This window comes from Caldimonas taiwanensis NBRC 104434 (assembly GCF_001592165.1).
GTDB classification, from domain to species: Bacteria; Pseudomonadota; Gammaproteobacteria; order Burkholderiales; family Burkholderiaceae_C; genus Caldimonas; species Caldimonas manganoxidans.
The window spans coordinates 77,724-93,641 of the sequence record NZ_BCWK01000003.1; the positions used below are offsets into that span (position 1 = coordinate 77,724).

Genomic DNA, 15,918 nt, shown 5'->3' on the forward strand with positions numbered 1-15,918 from the left:
CCATGCCTCTGCGTCCCCGCTTCGCGCTGGCCTGCGCGACACACCGACTGTCCCGTCTGCGCCCTTTCGTGCTTGGGTTGAGCCTGGTGTGGACCTTTCCAGCCGGGGCGCAAAGTTTGGTCGAGATCTACGAGGCCGCCCGCCAATATGACGCCACTTACCTGGCGGCCCGCGCCCAGGCCGAGTCGGCACGATTCCGTGCCGCGCAGGCCGGCGCGCTGCGGCTGCCCACCGTGGGGTTGGGTGCCTCGAGCACTCGCACCGAGGCCGATCCAGCCCTGGGCCCGGACGTCTCTGGCACGGCCCATCAGCTGGCGCTACAGGCCCGTCAGCCGCTGTTCAACCGCACCAACGCGGTGAGCATCGATCAGGCCGACAAGGCCCTGGACATCTCCCGCGCCGACCTCATCCAAGCCGAACAAGATCTGATCGTGCGCGTGGCCCAGGCCTATTTCGACGTGCTGGCCGCGCAAGACGCGCTCAATACCGCACGGGCCAACAAAACCGCCATCGCCGAACAACTGGCCTCGGCGCGGCGCAATTTCGAAGTGGGCACGGCCACGATCACCGACACCCGGGAAGCCCAGGCCCGCTTCGACCTGGCCAGCGCCCAAGAACTGGCGGCCGAAAACACCCTGCGCACGCGCCAGCTGGCGCTGGATCAGCTCGTCGGCCGCCAAGGTGTCACGCCCAAACCCTTGGCCACGCCAGTGGTCCTGCCCTCGGTGGAGCCCGCCGACCCCGAGGCCTGGGTCGCACGTGCGCTCGACGCTCCCGCGGTGCGACGTGCAGCCTTGGCCTACGAGATCGCCCGGCTGGAAACCGACAAGGCCCGTGCCGGCCATTTGCCCACGGTGGACCTGGTCGGCTCGCTGGCGCGCAATCGCAACAACGGCTCGCTCTATGAGGCCCAACGCACGGCTGGCAACAGCAGCACCGCCAGTGTCGGCGTGCAGTTCAACTTGCCGTTGTTCGCCGGTTTTGCCGTCCAGAACCGGGTCAAGGAAACGCTCTCGTTGGAAGAAAAAGCACGCAACGACCTGGAGGCGGCGCGGCGCGGGGTCACGCTGGGGACCCGCCAAGCCTACCTGGGCGTGCTGTCGTTGCAAGCCCAAGTGCAAGCCCTGGAAGCGGCAGAGGCGTCCTCCAAGCTGGCATTGGAAGCCACACAGACGGGCTACCGCGTCGGGGTGCGCGTCAATCTGGATGTGCTCAACGCCCAGACGCAGCTTTTCTCCACGCAGCGCGACCTGGCTCGCGCTCGCTACGACGTGCTCTTGGGCCACCTGCGCTTGCGCCAAGCCGCTGGCGTGCTCTCACCCGACGATCTGGCCTCGATCAACGACCTGTTGGCGCGCTGAGTCTGCTGTGGGGAGGAGCAGGCCGAGCACGCGCTCGGCCATGCGCTGCGCTGCCCCCCGGTGGGCAGCGGCAAAGCGGCGGGCCCGCGTGGCCATGTCCTCGCGCCGCCCAGAGTCGACGGCCAAAGCGACGGCTTCCTGAACCCCCTGTGACAACGTCTGGACCCGACAGGCCGCCCCGGCCTGCCAGGCCAGCTCCGCCGCCTCGGCAAAATTGAAGGTGTGAGGCCCCATCACGATCGGGCAGCCGCAGGCGGCGGCCTCGATCAGATTTTGTCCTCCCAGCGGTTCGAAGCTGCCGCCGAGCAAGGCCACATCGGCTGCGGCATAGTACGCGGGCATCTCTCCCAGGCTGTCGCCCAAGCACACGTCGGCTCGGCCGGCCGACGCCTCGGGCCGCTGCGCCCCCCACGAGGAGCGGCGCACCAAATCCAGGCCTGCGGCCTGCACCAGTGCGGCCACTTCGTCGAAACGCTGCGGATGCCGAGGCACCAGCAGCAACAGCGGTCGGGGCTGGGGCAAGGCCTGCCAAGCGCGCAACAAGGCCGCCTCCTCGCCTTCGCGGGTGCTGGCGGCCAGCACCACCGGCCGCGGCCCGGCCGCTTCCCACGCGGCCCGCCACCCCCGTCCCAAAGCCAAAAGCTCGGGCTGAGGCGTCATGTCGAACTTCAGATTGCCGCAAACCTCCACGTGCTCGACGCCCGCCTCACGCAGGCGCTGCGCATCGGCCTGCGTTTGCGCCAGGGCCCATCGAAGTTGGCGCACTGCCGGGCGCATCAAGACGCCCAAACGTTGTCCGCGCCGTAAGCTGCGTTCGCTCAATCGTGCATTGACGAGCACCATCGGCACCCCGCAGACCGCCGCCGCATGCTGGAGGTTGGGCCAAATCTCGGTCTCCATCAACAAGCCCAGAGCTGGCCGATGATGGGCCAAAAAGCGCGCCACCGCGCCAGGCGTATCGAAGGGCAGCCAGACCTGACGGTCGCCCGGCTGCAACAGGGCTTGTCCAGCCTGCCGGCCAGTAGCCGTGGCATGGGTCAGCAACAGACGCAGCTGCGGGCAACGCTCTCTGAGCGCCTTCACCAGCCCGGCCGCCGCGCGCGTCTCTCCCAGCGAGACCGCATGCAACCACACCGCCCCCGGCGGCGGCGCAGGGCCGTCATACCAACCGAAGCGCTCGGCCAACCGATGTCGATACAGCGGCTCCCGACGGGCGCGCCAACACAAACGCGCCACATACAAGGGCTGCAGCAGCCACAGGGCCACCGAGTAAAGCCGCCGAGCCCAGCGCTCGGACGCACGACCTGCCAACTCGATCAATGTGCGGCCCCGCCGATGCGGGCATCGGGCTTGACCTGACGCACCGCGGCCAAAAATTGCTCACGAATGCGATCCAAGGCTTCCGGCGTGTAGCCCTCGAAGCGCAGCACCAGCACCGGCGTGGTGTTGGAGGCGCGCACCAGGCCGAAGCCATCCTCGTACTCGGCGCGCAACCCATCGATATCCACCACCTCTCGCGCGCCCTCGAAACGAGCCTTCTTGCGCAACTGCTCGATGAGCCGATGGTGCTCGCCTTCGGCACACGCGATATTGAGTTCAGGCGTGCTATGGCTGGTCGGCAGCGCATCGAGCACGGCGCTCGGATCGTCGTGACGGCTGAGGATTTCCAGCAACCGCGCGGCGGTATAGGTCGCGTCGTCGAAACCGTACCAACGCTCCTTGAAGAAGATGTGGCCACTCATCTCCCCTGCGAACGGGGCGCCGGTTTCGCGCAGCTTGGCTTTGACCAGGGAATGCCCCGTCTTCCACATCAACGGCACCCCCCCAGACTCGCGGATCACCTGGGCCAGGCGCTGGCTGCACTTGACGTCGTAGATGATCGTCGCGCCCGGGTTGCGCTGCAGGATGTCGCGCGCGAACAGCATCATCTGGCGGTCGGGGAAAATGTTGTGGCCTTGGCGCGTGACCACTCCCAGGCGATCGCCGTCACCGTCGAAGGCCAGCCCCAGCTCTGCCCCATGCGCTTGCACCGCAGCGATCAAATCCGCCAGGTTCTCGGGCTTGGACGGGTCGGGGTGATGGTTGGGAAAGTGGCCGTCCACCTCCGAGTAGAGCTCGATCACCTCGCAGCCCAGGGCGCGCAAGATGCCCGGTGCCGAAGCGCCCGCAATCCCATTGCCCGAATCGACCACGATCTTCATCGGGCGGGCCAGGGTCACATCGCTGACGATACGCCGGGTGTACTCGGGCAACACGTCCAGCCGGTGCACGGTCCCCTGACCCTGCGCATAGTCTTCCAACTCCATGCGGCGGCGCAAGCCTTGGATGTCCTCTCCATGGATGGCGCGACCGCCCAGCACCATCTTGAAGCCGTTGTAGTCCTTCGGATTGTGGCTGCCGGTCACTTGGACACTGGAATGGCAGCCCTGCTGCGCTCGGGTGGCCGCCACGTAATAGCTCATCGGCGTGGTCACGGCCCCCAGATCGATGACATCGATCCCGGTGGCGCACAGCCCCCGGATCAACGCGGCCGACAGGGACGGGCCCGACAAACGTCCGTCACGCCCCACGGCCACCGCCTTGTCTCCCAGCGCCAGGGCTTCGGTGCCAAAGGCTCGTCCCAGGTGTTCGGCCACGGCCTCGTCCAGGGTACTCCCAACGATGCCACGGATATCGTAGGCCTTGAAGATCGATGCGGCTGGCTGCACGGACGCTCCTTCTGGACAATGGGGACGAATGCCTGCCGATTGTAGAGACCGTCCCCGTCACATTCGATGCGCCCTCTGCCACCGCCTCAGGCCGCGGGGCCCCGGAAGCGGATAATGCCCTATGCCGAGAATCTGGCTCGCAGACGCCGCCTTCCGCCTTCTTGCGCCAGCGTGTGGCGACCCGCAGCGTGCGTCAATGGTGCGCACCGTGCCCCTCGATGGCTGGCAAGCACGCACCGACGCAGCGGCCAAGCCAGGTCTTGCCGTCCTCACATCCCCCAGCCTTGCCTGACCGCACTACAACCATGACGAATGTCCCATACACCGCGCAACGCCGCTGGCCTTCGCCGCTGGGCACGATTTGGGCCGCACGCACTGCCCTTGGATTGGCCGGCCTGTGGTTTGCCGAAGGGCAAAAAGACACCCCGAAAACCCTCGACGCACCGACCTGCGAGGACGACCCCTTGCTACGAGCGGTGGAGGCCAGCCTCGACGCTTACTGGCAAGCAGGCTGCCTGAGCGAGCGGCCTCCGTTGGACCTGCATGGCACCCCCTTTCAGCGCGCGGTGTGGCAAGCCTTGCTGGAGGTGCCCCTTGGACAGACGCTGAGCTACCGCGACCTGGCCGAGCGCATTGGCCGCCCACAGGCCGTGCGGGCCGTGGGCGCGGCCGTGGGGCGCAATCCGGTGTCCATCCTCGTGCCCTGCCACCGCATCGTCGGCAGCGACGGCAGCCTCACGGGCTACGCCGCTGGCCTGGAACGCAAGATCGCCTTGCTGCGGCTCGAAGGGGTGCTGGCGGCATGAAGACTCGCGATCTGTCCGAACTCGTGGTCCTGGCCGCCATTTGGGGCGCCTCCTTCCTCTTCATGCGCCTGGCCGCCGGCCCGTTCGGCCCCGTGGCCTTGGTGGCCGTGCGGGTCGCGGGCGCTGCCCTGTTCCTCGTGCCATGGCTGGTCTGGCGCGGTCAGGCCCCATGGTTGAGCCGCCGTGCGGTCCCGCTTTTCGTGGCAGGTCTGTTCACCAGCGCCCTGCCCTTTCTCGGCTTCAGCTATGCCGCGCTGAGCATCACGGCGGGCCTGTCCTCCATCTTCAACGCCACCACGCCGCTATTTGGCGCGTTGATCGCCTGGCTGTGGCTGAAGGACAGGCTCACTTGGCCTCGCGTGCTGGGACTGGCCATCGGCTTCGTCGGCGTGGTGGGCTTGGCCTGGGACAAAGCGAGCTTTCGGCCGGATGCGTCGGGCGTAGCCTCGGGCTGGGCCGTGCTGGCCTGCCTGGGAGCCGCCCTGTGCTACGGCTTTGCGGCCAGCTACACCAAGCGCCACCTCTCCGATGTGCCGCCGCTGGCGGTGGCCGCCGGCACCCAGCTGGGTGCCGCCTTGGCACTGCTGTTGCCGGCTTGGTGGTGGTGGCCCGCATCCGCCCCCTCGGCCGGCGCTTGGGCCTCGGCCTTGGCGCTGGCCCTGCTGTGCACCGGCCTGGCCTACCTCCTGTACTTCCGCTTGATGAGTCGCGTCGGGCCCACCAACACCATCACCGTGACCTTCCTGATCCCCGGCTTCGCCGTGCTGTGGGGGTGGAGCTTCCTGGACGAAAGCATCACCCCTGCCATGCTGGCCGGCAGCGCGGTCATCCTCGTGGGCACCGCCCTCGTCACGGGCGTGTTCCCGCGTGCCAAGCCCAAGATGCCACCTTCAGGGGCTGAGCGAGAATGGAGCTCTTGACCTGCCGACGTGCCCGCACCATGAGCCACATCCCCGACCCCGCCACCGCCGAGCTCACGCTCAACCTCAGCCGCGATGCCTTTCGCGACGGCTTGGCCATGCGACGACGTGTCATGGGCCCCGACTTCGTCGAGCGCGCCTTTGCCAACGCCAACGACTTTCACGCCGAACTGCAGCAACTCGTGACCGCACTGGCCTGGGGCACGGTGTGGAGCCGCCCCGGCCTCGATCCGAAAACGCGCAGCATGATCACCGTGGCCATGCTGGTGGCCCTGGGCAAGCGCCAGGAACTCGAAGGCCATGTGCGCGGAGCACTGAACAACGGCGTGACGGTCGAGGAACTGAAGGAAATACTGCTGCACTCGGCCCTCTACTGTGGCTTTCCGGCGGCCATCGAGGGCTTCCGGGCCGCCCAATCGGTGATCGACACCGCTGGCGCCGCCCCGACCAAGCCCTCAGCCTGAGCCGCCCCGCCGCGCCCAGCGTCCACTTGGCGCAGGCGGGGTCCCTCAATCCAGCGTCACGCGGGCTTTCTTGACCAGCTGCGCATAGCGGGCCGTATCCGCTGCGATGCGCTGGGCCATCTCCTCGCTGGTGTCGCCGATCGGTTCGGCGCCGATGTCACGCATGCGCTGGCCAAACTCCGGCGAGCGAATGATCGCCACCATCTCCCGGTGCAGCCGGCTCAACACCTCCTTGGGCGTGGCCGCCGGGGCGAGCACCCCAAACCAAGTGCCCATGTCGAATCCCTTGACTGCGGCCTCGTCCAGGGTCGGGACCTCGGGCAGCGCCGACGACCGCTTGGCGGAGGTCACCGCCAGCGCACGCAGCTTGCCCGCCTTGATATGCGGCAGCACCGGGGTGATCGTGTCGAACGACATGTGCACCTGCCCCCCGATCAAATCGGTGGTCAACGGGCCGCTGCCCTTGTAGGGCACATGCGTCAAACTCACCCCGAATTGTTCGGACAGCTGCGTGCCGATCAAGTGCTGTAACGTGCCAACGCCATTGGAGCCGTAGGTCATCGCCGGCTGAGTCCGGCGAATGAGCTCCACCATGGACTTGACATCCTGCGCAGGCGTGGCGGCATTGATCACCCACACATTGGGCACCAATGCCACGGTGGTGATGGGCGCAAAGTCTCGCTCGAAGCTGTAGCTCAGCTTCTTGTACACACTCGTGGCGATCGTGTGATGCACCGCCCCCATCAACAGCGTGTAGCCATCGGCTGGCGCCCTCGCCACGGCCGCCGCCCCCAGTGTTGCGCCAGCCCCCGGCTTGTTTTCCACCACCACGGGCTGTCCCAAGGGGCCCTGAAGCCGATCGGCCAAGGCTCGCGCCAAGACATCGGTGGTGCCCCCTGGCGAAAACGGAACGACCAACGTGATCGGTTTGGCAGGCCAGGCTTGGGCCTGCACGCCCCCCATTTGCAAACCCAGACCCACGATGGCCAAGCATAGGCCCAGCCGGACGAACGACTTCATGACCATGTCTCCTCTTCGAACGGTTGAATCCGAGGCGGCGCAGATCTCTGCCGCAGCCTTACACCGCCCTCCGTGCGCCCTCAATGCGCCCAGCCTCGGCAGGCCGAGAAGCAACGACGCCCCGGTGCGCAGCCGCCAGCGCTCATCGCCGACCGGGCTCGAGAATGAAGCGACACACCGCGTCGGTCACCTGCGCCGTGGTCGCATGGCCGCCCAGATCGCCGGTGTGCAAGGACGGATCGGAAGTGACGGCCTCGATGGCTCGCATCACCTGCTGCGCTGCCTCGTTCTCGCCCAAGTGTTCGAGCATCATCACCACCGACCAGAACGTGCCGATCGGGTTGGCCAGCCCTTTGCCCATGATGTCGAAAGCCGATCCATGGATGGGCTCGAACATCGACGGATAACGACGCTGCGGGTCGAGGTTGGCCGTTGGCGCGATCCCCAGGCTGCCCGCCAAAGCGGCAGCCAAGTCGCTCAGAATGTCCGCATGCAAATTGGTCGCCACGATGGTGTCCAAGGTATCGGGCTTGTTGACCATGCGCGCCGTCATCGCATCGACCAACTCCTTGTCCCAGCGCACATCGGGGAACTCTTCGGCCACCTCGTGGGCGATTTCGTCCCACATCACCATCGCATGGCGCTGCGCATTGCTCTTGGTGACCACCGTCAACTGTTTACGCGGACGCGATTGCGCCAAGCCGAACGCAAAGCGCAGGATGCGCTGCACACCCACACGGGTCATCATGCTCACATCGACGGCCGCTTCGATCGGATGTCCCTGGTGCACCCGCCCGCCCACGCCCGAATACTCGCCCTCGGAGTTCTCCCGCACGATCACCCAGTCGAGATCTTCCGGACTGCAACGCTTCAATGGCGCGTCGATGCCTGGCAGGATTCTGGTCGGCCGCACGTTGGCATACTGATCGAATCCTTGGCAGATCCTCAGTCGCAAGCCCCACAACGTGATGTGATCGGGCAGCCCAGGATCCCCAGCCGAGCCAAACAGAATCGCATCCTTGGCGCGCAGACGGTCCAGCCCGTCGTGCGGCATCATGACTGCGTGCCGGCGGTAATAGTCCGCCCCCCAGTCGAAGTGCTCGAACTCGAAATGCAAATCCGAGCGGCTGCGGGCCAGGGCTTCCAGCACCTGACGTCCGGCCGGCACCACTTCTTTGCCGATGCCGTCGCCGGGAATCAGCGCGATCGCATAGGTTTTCATGACCGATGTCGCAAACGATGTGAAGAGACACCGTCACTGTAGGAGCCCGGCCCGGCCTTGCGAGCGCGCACGACTCAACGCATCATTTACTTCAAGTTCACAATCAAGCCACGCTCCTGCGCCATGCCCAAAGTGGTTCAAGCGTCCGATCTTGGGTTCTTCAGCACCCTGGCCCGTGCCGGCAGCCTCAGTGCCGCCGCGCGCGAGCTGGGCATCACCACCCCAGCGGTGAGCAAACATCTGGCCCTCATCGAAGCCAGGTTGGGCGTCAAGCTGATCAACCGAACCACGCGCCGCATGAGCCTCACGCCCGAAGGCGAGCTCTACCTGGAACACGCGCGTCGCATCTTGTCGGAGATCGACAGCATGGAGCAGCTCCTGGGGATGAGCAAACAAACCCCCAAAGGGTTGCTGCGCGTCAATGCCACGCTGGGCTTTGGGCGCAGCCATGTGGCCCCCCTGATTTCCCGGTTCGTTCGCAAATACCCCGACGTCGAGGTCCAACTGCAACTATCGGTCGATCCGCCGCCACCTTCCGAAGACGCCTACGATGTGTGCATCCGCTTCGGCGCCCCCCCAGATGCCCGGCTGATCGCGCACTACTTGGCGCCCAATCGCAGATTGCTATGTGCCAGTCCGGCTTATCTGCAAAAGCACGGGGTGCCCAAAACCCCGCAAGACTTGGTCCGCCACAACTGCATCGGCATCCGGCAGGGTGAATTGGCCTACGGCGTGTGGAAACTCACCAGCGTGCGTGCGGGCCATCTGCGCACCGAGACGGTGAAGATCCGCGGCAACCTCACCACCAACGATGGCGAAATCGCGGTGAACTGGGCTCTGGACGGTCATGGCATTCTGATGCGTGCCCAGTGGGACATCGAACGCTATTTGCGCAGCGGCCGGCTGGTTCAAGTGCTGGCGCAGTACAGCACGCCAGAGGCCGACATTTACGCGGTGTATCCCCCTCGCCACCAAACCTCGGCGCGCGTGCGTGCCTTCGTCGACTACTTACGCACGGCCCTGGCGCACAAGGCCGACCTGCTGATGTGAGCCCTTCAGTGCGTTGACGACGGTGCGGCGGCCTCCTCACCGACGGGATCGTGCCGGTTGCGCAGCCATTGCGGCGCCAAAGAGCCGACCACCATGCCCACCAAACCCGCCAGCAGCCCGGCCAACTGCCCGGGGAACACCGTCCCTAGACGGCTGACCTGCGGCAAGAACAGCACCCAAGTGCCGATGCCGGCGCCCAGGCTGACGATGGCACCCTGCGTGCTGGCCCGACGCCAATACAGACCACACACCAAGGGCACGAAGGCCCCAACCAAGGTGATCTGATAGGCCGAGGACACCAGTTCATAAATCGAGGTGCCCTCCATGGCGATCGCATAAGTCAGAACCAAGGCGGCAAAGATCACCAAGGTCCACCGCATGGCCAAGAGCTGCTCGCGGTCACTCATTTCGGGGCGCAAGTTTTTCAAGATGTTCTCGACGAAGCTGGTCGTCGGCGCCAACAGCGTCGCGGAAGACGTGCTTTTGATGGCTGACAGCAACGCGCCGAAGAACAAGATCTGCATCACCAGCGGCATGTGCGTCAGCACAAACGTCGGCAGCAGCTTTTGATAGTCCTCCTGAGCCAGATCCAGCGCCTGCTGTCCCATCACGGCCACTGCCGCGCAGACGATGAACATCGGCACGGCCGCAAACAGGATGTAACTCACCCCGCCGATGACCGCGCCACGCCGCGCGGTGCGCTCGTCCTTGGCCGACATCACGCGCTGAAACACGTCTTGCTGCGGAATCGAGCCCAGCATCATCGTCAGCGCCGCACCGACGAACATCGCCACGTCGGTAAAGTTCGGCTGCGGCCAAATGTGCAACAACTCGCGCGAACGGGCCACCTCCATCACCGCTGCAGCGCCACCGGCCAAATCGGCCGAAAACAGCGCAATGGCCGACAGACCCAGCACCAACACGATCATCTGGATGAAGTCGGTCCAGGCCACCGCCAAGAATCCGCCGATCACCACATAGATCAACACCGCCAGCGTCCCGACGATCATGCCCGCCGTCTCGCTCATCGCGCCTTGCGTCAACACCGAAAACACCAGGCCCAAGGCCGTGATCTGCGCTGCGACCCATCCGAGATAACTCAGAATGATGGCCGCAGAGCAGAACACCTCTACGCCCTTGCCATACCGGCGACGGTAAAAGTCGCCAATGGTCAGCAGGTTCAAGCGATACAGCTTGCCGGCAAAAAACGCGCCGACCAACACCAGACACAGCCCTGCCCCAAAAGGATCTTCAACGATGGCATGCAGCCCGCCCTGGATGAACTTGGCCGGGATGCCCATCACCGTCTCGGCGCCGAACCAAGTGGCAAATGTCGTGGTCACCACCATGATCAAGGGCAGGCTTCGCCCAGCCACGGCGAAGTCGCGGGTGTCATGGATGCGCGTGCCCGCCCACACCCCCAGGGCCAAGGTGGCCAGCAAGTACAACACCACGAAAGCGATCAGCAAGGCGTTCATGTCGGAAGATCAAGGGTTGAGCGGGAATCGAACGAGCCCGACGGCGGCTGGCACACAGCATTGCTGGCGTGGCCAAGAGGGCAGCCCATGATGTCACACGCCAAGGCCGAAGCCTAGGCAGACGACGCCCAAGGCACGCGCCATGCGCCATGGCTGGCGCACGCCGGCCCTGGATTCGGCCCCGATCGCTGCATCACCACGGCTCGATGCCCTCACCGACATGCCCATCGCTGCAAACCTGCCTACGGAAAGACCCTTTGGCCTCTCAAATGAAAACGGGGCAAGCACTGATCGTGCTTGCCCCGTGGCGTCAAACATTGGCGGAGTGGACGGGACTCGAACCCGCGACCCCCGGCGTGACAGGCCGGTATTCTAACCGACTGAACTACCACTCCGCGTCGGTAGCGGGTTTTTCGCATCGCTGCGACAAGCACCGCCAAACTTGGCGTCCCCTAGGGGATTCGAACCCCTGTTACAACCGTGAAAGGGTCGTGTCCTAGGCCTCTAGACGAAGGGGACTGAAATCTTCGTCCACTTGAACCGCACGCCGCCTGACTTGGTGGAGGTAAGCGGGATCGAACCGCTGACCTCTTGCATGCCATGCAAGCGCTCTCCCAGCTGAGCTATACCCCCATCGAGGCTTCAGAAATCATCGCTGATTTCTTTTTCGTCGCGCCGTTCAAGCGAGAACGAAAGTATAAACCGAAAATTCTCAGACTTGCAAGCGGTCGAGCACGGTGGATCGATCGAAAAGTTCGAGCACCGCATCGATCGACGGCGTCTGCGCACGGCCGCACACCAGCACACGCACGGGAATGGCCAACTGGGGCATCTTCAAGCCATGGGCAGCGATGGTGTCTTTGATCGCCTGCTGCAGGGCAGCCTTCTCCCAGGTCACCGTGGCGAGCTTTTCGCGCAGCGATTGCAACGCGGGTTTGACGGCCTCGGTCACATGGACCGCCATGTCTTCCGCGCTGGGCTGCACCGGCGCAAAGTACATCGCCAACCACTGGGCCAGCTCCACCGTGGTGCTGCAGCGGTCTTTGAACAAGCCGCACATGCGGGCCAGCTTCGCATCATCGTTGGCCGACAGTCCCAGCCGGGCCAGCTGCTGCCGCACCAGCGGCACGAGCTTGGCATCCTCGGTCATCTTCAGGTGCTGGGCATTCACCCAGCGCAGCTTGGCTTCGTCGAACTGGCCCGCGCTCTTGCCCAAGTGATCCAGGTCGAACCACTGCAAGAACTGCTCGCGCGTGAAGATCTCGTCATCGCCATGGCTCCACCCCAGGCGCGCGAGGTAATTGATCATCGCATCGGGCAGGTAGCCTTCGTCACGATACTGCGTCACGGGCTTGGCCCCGTTGCGCTTGCTCATCTTCTCGCCCCGCTCATTGAGCACGGTAGGCAGATGCGCGTACACCGGAGGCTCTTTGCCAAGCGCTCGGAAGATGTTGATCTGACGCGGCGTGTTGTTCACATGGTCATCGCCCCGGATCACATGGGTGATGCCCATGTCGATGTCATCCACCACCACGCAGAAGTTGTAGGTGGGCGTGCCGTCCGGTCGAGCGATCACCAGATCGTCCAGCTCGTCGTTGCTGATCGAGATGCGGCCCTTGACCTTGTCATCCCATACCACCGCCCCGCCGATCGGGTTTTTGAAACGAATCACCGGCTGCACCCCTTCGGGCACCGGCGGCAAGGTCTTGCCAGGCTCGGGGCGCCACGTGCCGTCGTAGCGCGGCTTTTGCTTGGCTGCCATCTGGCGCTCGCGCAGCGCATCCAGCTCGGCCGGGGTCATGTAGCAGCGGTAGGCCAGGCCTTGCTCCAACATCTGCGCGATCACGGCCTTGTAGCGGTCCATGCGCTGCATTTGGAAATAGGGGCCTTCATCGGGGTCCAGCCCGAGCCACTTCATGCCTTCGAGGATGACATCGACGGCGGCCTGAGACGAACGCTCCAGGTCGGTGTCCTCGATGCGCAGGATGAACACGCCCTGGTTGGCCCGCGCGAAGGCCCAGGGATACAGGGCCGAGCGGATGTTGCCCAGGTGGATGAAGCCCGTCGGAGACGGGGCAAAGCGGGTGCGAACTTGGGTCATGCGGTCAGAGTGTCGAGGCCGCGCTGCAGATCGGCCTTGAGGTCTTCGACGTCGTCCAATCCCACGGCCACGCGGATCAAGCCTTGGGTGATGCCAGCAGCCAAGCGCTGCTCTTCGCTCAGGCGTCCGTGTGAGGTGCTGGACGGATGGGTGATGGTGGTCTTGGTATCGCCCAGATTGGCGGTGATCGAGCAGATACGGGTACTGTCGATCACGTGGAAGGCACGCTTGCGCGCCAGCTCGGCCCCCCCTTGGGCCTGGCCTTTGACGATGAAGGACAGCACCGCCCCGCCCAGGCCGTTTTGCTGGCGCATGGCCAGCTCGTGCTGCGGGTGCGAGGCCAGGCCCGGGTAGTAAACGCGCTCGACCTGCGGGTGCGCTTCGAGCCATTGGGCCAGCGCCAAAGCACGCTCGCTTTGCGCCTTCATACGGATGGACAGTGTCTCCATGCCCTTGAGCACCACCCAGGCATTGAAAGGCGACAGGCACATGCCAGCGCTACGCATCAAAGGCACGAGCTTGCCCTCGATCTCGGCCTGCGGCCCGCAGATGGCCCCCGCAATGACGCGGCCTTGGCCATCGAGGTACTTGGTGCCAGAGTGGATCACGAAGTCGGCGCCCCACCGCAGGGGCTGCTGCAGCGCCGGCGAGCAAAAGCAATTGTCCACGGCCAGCCAGGCGCCGGCGGCATGAGCGATATCTGCCAGCGCAGCAATGTCGCAGGCTTCGGTGAGCGGGTTGGTGGGCGTCTCGGCAAAGAGCAGCTTGGTCTGGGGTCTGAGCGCCGCACGCCATTGATCCACGTCGGTCTGTGACACGAACGTGGTCTCGACGCCGAACTTGGCCATGTCCCCGCCCAGCAGCTTGATGGTCGAGCCAAAGACGCTTTGCGAGCAAATGATGTGGTCCCCTGCCTTGAGCAGGCCCATCACGAGCAGCAAGATGGCAGCCATGCCACTGGAGGTGGCGATGCAGGCCTCGGCCCCTTCCAAAGCGGCCAGGCGCCGCTCCATCATCATCGTGGTGGGATTGGTGAAGCGGGTATAGACAAAAGCTTCTTCCTCATTGGCAAACCGTGCAGCCGCGGTGGCCGCATCCGGGTGCACGAAGCTGCTGGTGAGGAACAGCGCCTCGGAGTTTTCGCCCCAGGGCGTGGCGGGCAGCCCCTCGCGCACGGCCAAAGTATCTAGGCGGGCATCGAGGGGCAGATCCACACGAGGGATGCCAGGCTTGTCGCTCATCGTCGCCCCTTCAAGCCTCGTCCGAACTTTGCAGCGCCAAGCGGGTGCGCCCAGGCTCTTCGTCCTCGCCCTGCGAGGTCCGTTGGGTCTCGATGGCCGCGAAGTCCTCGGCGCTGACATCGCCAGTGATGTAGTGGCCGTCGAAACAGGAAGCCTCCAGGCCGTCGATCCGGGGGTTCAGCGAACCCACTGCCTTCTTCATGGCCGCCACGTCTTGGTAGATCAACGCATCGGCGCCAATGAACTCACGAATTTCTTCGATGCTGCGGCCGTGCGCGATCAGCTCGCTCTTGGTGGGCATGTCGATCCCATAGACATTCGGATAGCGCACCGGCGGCGCCGCCGAAGCCATGTAGACCCGGCGCGCACCGGCTTCACGGGCCATCTGCACGATTTCACGGGAGGTGTTGCCTCGCACGATGGAATCGTCCACCAGCAGCACGTTGCGGCCTTTGAACTCCTGCGGCATCGCATTGAGCTTTTGGCGCACCGATTTGCGACGCACCGCCTGCCCCGGCATGATGAAGGTGCGCCCCACGTAACGGTTCTTCACGAAACCTTCCCGATAGGGCTTTCCGATTTTCTGCGCGAGTTGCATGGCCGAGGGACGACTGGACTCCGGAATCGGAATGACCACGTCGATCTCGCTGGGTGGCATGGTCGAGATGACACGCTGGGCCAACGTCTCGCCCATGTTGAGCCGCGCCTGATACACCGAAATGCCGTCGATCACGGAATCCGGACGCGCCAAGTACACGAACTCGAAAACACATGGATTCAAACTGGGACGCTCGGCGCATTGCTGTGCATGCACCTGCCCCTCGAGGTCGATGAAGATCGCCTCGCCCGGCGCCACGTCGCGGACGAATCGATGACCGGTGCCTTCGAGCGCCACCGACTCGCTGGCCACCATCCACTCGGTGCCTTCTGGCAGGTCGGCCTGCCCGTAACACAGCGGGCGAATGCCATACGGGTCGCGGAAGGCCAGCAAGCCATGGCCGGCAATCAGGCAGACCACCGCATAAGAGCCCTTGATCCGCTTGTGCACACCTCGCACGGCCTTGAAGATTTCCTCCGGCGTCAGCGGCAATTCACGCGCGGCCAGCTCCAGCTCATGGGCCAGCACGTTGAGCAAGACTTCAGAGTCGCTCTCGGTGTTCAGATGACGTCGATCGATGGCAAAAAGCTCTTTGCGCAAGGCATGGGCATTGGTGAGGTTCCCGTTGTGCGCGAGCACCAAGCCAAACGGCGCGTTCACGTAGAAGGGTTGTGCCTCCTCCTCGCTGTAGGCATTGCCCGCCGTGGGGTAACGCACTTGACCCAAACCCACGGTGCCGGGCAGTGCCCGCATGTTGCGGGTGCGGAAGACGTCGCGCACCATGCCGCGGGCCTTGTGCATGAAAAACTTGGTGTCCATCGCGGTGACGATGCCCGCGGCGTCTTGGCCACGATGCTGCAGCAGCAGCAGCGCGTCATAAATGAGCTGGTTGACCGGCGCCTTCGAAATGACGCCCACGATGCCGCACATGGTTTACCTTCCAGACAGT

13 protein-coding genes and 3 tRNA genes are annotated in these 15,918 nt (G+C 64.8%); 5 read left to right on the plus strand and 11 right to left on the minus strand.

What is annotated here, in order from left to right; genetic code table 11:
- Positions 1–2: 2 nt before the first annotated feature.
- Positions 3–1,361: a TolC family outer membrane protein gene (locus tag CTA01S_RS03700; protein WP_062192340.1), complete on the plus strand. Its 1,359-nt coding sequence runs from the start codon at positions 3–5 to the stop codon at positions 1,359–1,361.
- On the opposite strand, the gene waaA is transcribed toward CTA01S_RS03700, so the two are convergent.
- Positions 1,317–2,681, minus strand: coding sequence for a lipid IV(A) 3-deoxy-D-manno-octulosonic acid transferase (gene waaA, locus CTA01S_RS03705; RefSeq protein WP_062192343.1), 1,365 nt, complete (start codon positions 2,679–2,681; stop codon positions 1,317–1,319). The two genes, CTA01S_RS03700 and waaA, sit on opposite strands and share 45 nt — an antisense overlap.
- Positions 2,678–4,069 carry a phosphomannomutase/phosphoglucomutase gene (locus CTA01S_RS03710; RefSeq protein WP_062192347.1) on the minus strand — a complete coding sequence of 464 codons (1,392 nt, stop codon included), beginning with the start codon at positions 4,067–4,069 and terminating at the stop codon, positions 2,678–2,680. Before CTA01S_RS03710 ends, waaA begins: the two co-directional genes overlap by 4 nt.
- A gap of 305 nt (positions 4,070–4,374) precedes the next feature.
- Here CTA01S_RS03710 and CTA01S_RS03715 point away from each other — a divergent pair, with 305 nt between their 5' ends.
- From CTA01S_RS03715 to CTA01S_RS03725, 3 genes are read left to right on the plus strand one after another with little or no spacing between them, the layout of a single operon-like run.
- Positions 4,375–4,875 carry a methylated-DNA--[protein]-cysteine S-methyltransferase gene (locus CTA01S_RS03715; protein ID WP_062192351.1) on the plus strand — a complete coding sequence of 167 codons (501 nt, stop codon included), beginning with the start codon at positions 4,375–4,377 and terminating at the stop codon, positions 4,873–4,875.
- Positions 4,872–5,795 (plus strand): DMT family transporter, encoded by a 924-nt coding sequence (locus tag CTA01S_RS03720; RefSeq protein WP_062192356.1) that lies wholly within the window; start codon positions 4,872–4,874, stop codon positions 5,793–5,795. The genes CTA01S_RS03715 and CTA01S_RS03720 overlap by 4 nt, the downstream gene beginning before the upstream one ends.
- 20 nt (positions 5,796–5,815) lie before the next feature.
- Positions 5,816–6,259 carry a carboxymuconolactone decarboxylase family protein gene (locus CTA01S_RS03725; RefSeq protein WP_232300979.1) on the plus strand — a complete coding sequence of 148 codons (444 nt, stop codon included), beginning with the start codon at positions 5,816–5,818 and terminating at the stop codon, positions 6,257–6,259.
- A 45-nt stretch (positions 6,260–6,304) separates the two neighbouring features.
- Here the strand turns inward: CTA01S_RS03725 and CTA01S_RS03730 are convergent, their stop codons facing one another.
- Complete coding sequence (locus CTA01S_RS03730; RefSeq protein ID WP_062192645.1) at positions 6,305–7,279, minus strand: Bug family tripartite tricarboxylate transporter substrate binding protein; 975 nt, start codon at positions 7,277–7,279, stop codon at positions 6,305–6,307.
- Positions 7,280–7,421: 142 nt separating this feature from the next.
- Positions 7,422–8,501, minus strand: a complete 1,080-nt coding sequence (locus tag CTA01S_RS03735) for a tartrate dehydrogenase (RefSeq protein ID WP_062192361.1) — start codon at positions 8,499–8,501, stop codon at positions 7,422–7,424.
- Positions 8,502–8,624: 123 nt separating this feature from the next.
- On the opposite strand from CTA01S_RS03735, the gene CTA01S_RS03740 reads away from it, so the two are divergent.
- On the plus strand, positions 8,625–9,551 hold the full coding sequence (locus tag CTA01S_RS03740) for a LysR family transcriptional regulator (RefSeq protein WP_026329898.1): 927 nt from the start codon (positions 8,625–8,627) through the stop codon (positions 9,549–9,551).
- 5 nt (positions 9,552–9,556) lie between these two features.
- On the opposite strand, the gene CTA01S_RS03745 is transcribed toward CTA01S_RS03740, so the two are convergent.
- The 7 genes from CTA01S_RS03745 to purF form a co-directional block, all read right to left on the minus strand.
- Positions 9,557–11,029 (minus strand): high affinity choline transporter 1, encoded by a 1,473-nt coding sequence (locus CTA01S_RS03745; RefSeq protein ID WP_198150770.1) that lies wholly within the window; start codon positions 11,027–11,029, stop codon positions 9,557–9,559.
- Positions 11,030–11,347: 318 nt separating this feature from the next.
- Positions 11,348–11,424, minus strand: a tRNA-Asp gene (locus tag CTA01S_RS03750).
- A gap of 48 nt (positions 11,425–11,472) precedes the next feature.
- Positions 11,473–11,548, minus strand: a tRNA-Glu gene (locus CTA01S_RS03755).
- A gap of 38 nt (positions 11,549–11,586) precedes the next feature.
- A tRNA-Ala gene (locus CTA01S_RS03760) sits at positions 11,587–11,662 on the minus strand.
- Positions 11,663–11,741: 79 nt separating this feature from the next.
- Positions 11,742–13,130: a glutamate--tRNA ligase gene (gene gltX, locus CTA01S_RS03765; RefSeq protein ID WP_062192364.1), complete on the minus strand. Its 1,389-nt coding sequence runs from the start codon at positions 13,128–13,130 to the stop codon at positions 11,742–11,744.
- The gene (locus CTA01S_RS03770; RefSeq protein WP_019559264.1) at positions 13,127–14,371 is read right to left on the minus strand and encodes an O-succinylhomoserine sulfhydrylase; all 1,245 of its coding nucleotides are present in this window, start codon (positions 14,369–14,371) and stop codon (positions 13,127–13,129) included. Before CTA01S_RS03770 ends, gltX begins: the two co-directional genes overlap by 4 nt.
- A gap of 10 nt (positions 14,372–14,381) precedes the next feature.
- Positions 14,382–15,899, minus strand: a complete 1,518-nt coding sequence (gene purF / locus CTA01S_RS03775) for an amidophosphoribosyltransferase (protein WP_019559263.1) — start codon at positions 15,897–15,899, stop codon at positions 14,382–14,384.
- Between the last annotated feature and the right edge of the window lie 19 nt (positions 15,900–15,918).

What these genes read in the sequence shown, in the direction of transcription:
- CTA01S_RS03700 (WP_062192340.1), top strand. Translation starts at nt 3, where the DNA reads ATGCCTCTGCGTCCCCGCTTCGCGCTGGCCTGCGCGACACACCGACTG.
- CTA01S_RS03715 (WP_062192351.1), top strand. Translation starts at nt 4,375, where the DNA reads ATGACGAATGTCCCATACACCGCGCAACGCCGCTGGCCTTCGCCGCTG.
- CTA01S_RS03720 (WP_062192356.1), top strand. Translation starts at nt 4,872, where the DNA reads ATGAAGACTCGCGATCTGTCCGAACTCGTGGTCCTGGCCGCCATTTGG.
- CTA01S_RS03725 (WP_232300979.1), top strand. Translation starts at nt 5,816, where the DNA reads ATGAGCCACATCCCCGACCCCGCCACCGCCGAGCTCACGCTCAACCTC.
- CTA01S_RS03730 (WP_062192645.1), bottom strand. Translation starts at nt 7,279, where the DNA reads ATGAAGTCGTTCGTCCGGCTGGGCCTATGCTTGGCCATCGTGGGTCTG.
- CTA01S_RS03735 (WP_062192361.1), bottom strand. Translation starts at nt 8,501, where the DNA reads ATGAAAACCTATGCGATCGCGCTGATTCCCGGCGACGGCATCGGCAAA.
- CTA01S_RS03740 (WP_026329898.1), top strand. Translation starts at nt 8,625, where the DNA reads ATGCCCAAAGTGGTTCAAGCGTCCGATCTTGGGTTCTTCAGCACCCTG.
- CTA01S_RS03745 (WP_198150770.1), bottom strand. Translation starts at nt 11,029, where the DNA reads ATGAACGCCTTGCTGATCGCTTTCGTGGTGTTGTACTTGCTGGCCACC.
- gltX (WP_062192364.1), bottom strand. Translation starts at nt 13,130, where the DNA reads ATGACCCAAGTTCGCACCCGCTTTGCCCCGTCTCCGACGGGCTTCATC.
- CTA01S_RS03770 (WP_019559264.1), bottom strand. Translation starts at nt 14,371, where the DNA reads ATGAGCGACAAGCCTGGCATCCCTCGTGTGGATCTGCCCCTCGATGCC.
- purF (WP_019559263.1), bottom strand. Translation starts at nt 15,899, where the DNA reads ATGTGCGGCATCGTGGGCGTCATTTCGAAGGCGCCGGTCAACCAGCTC.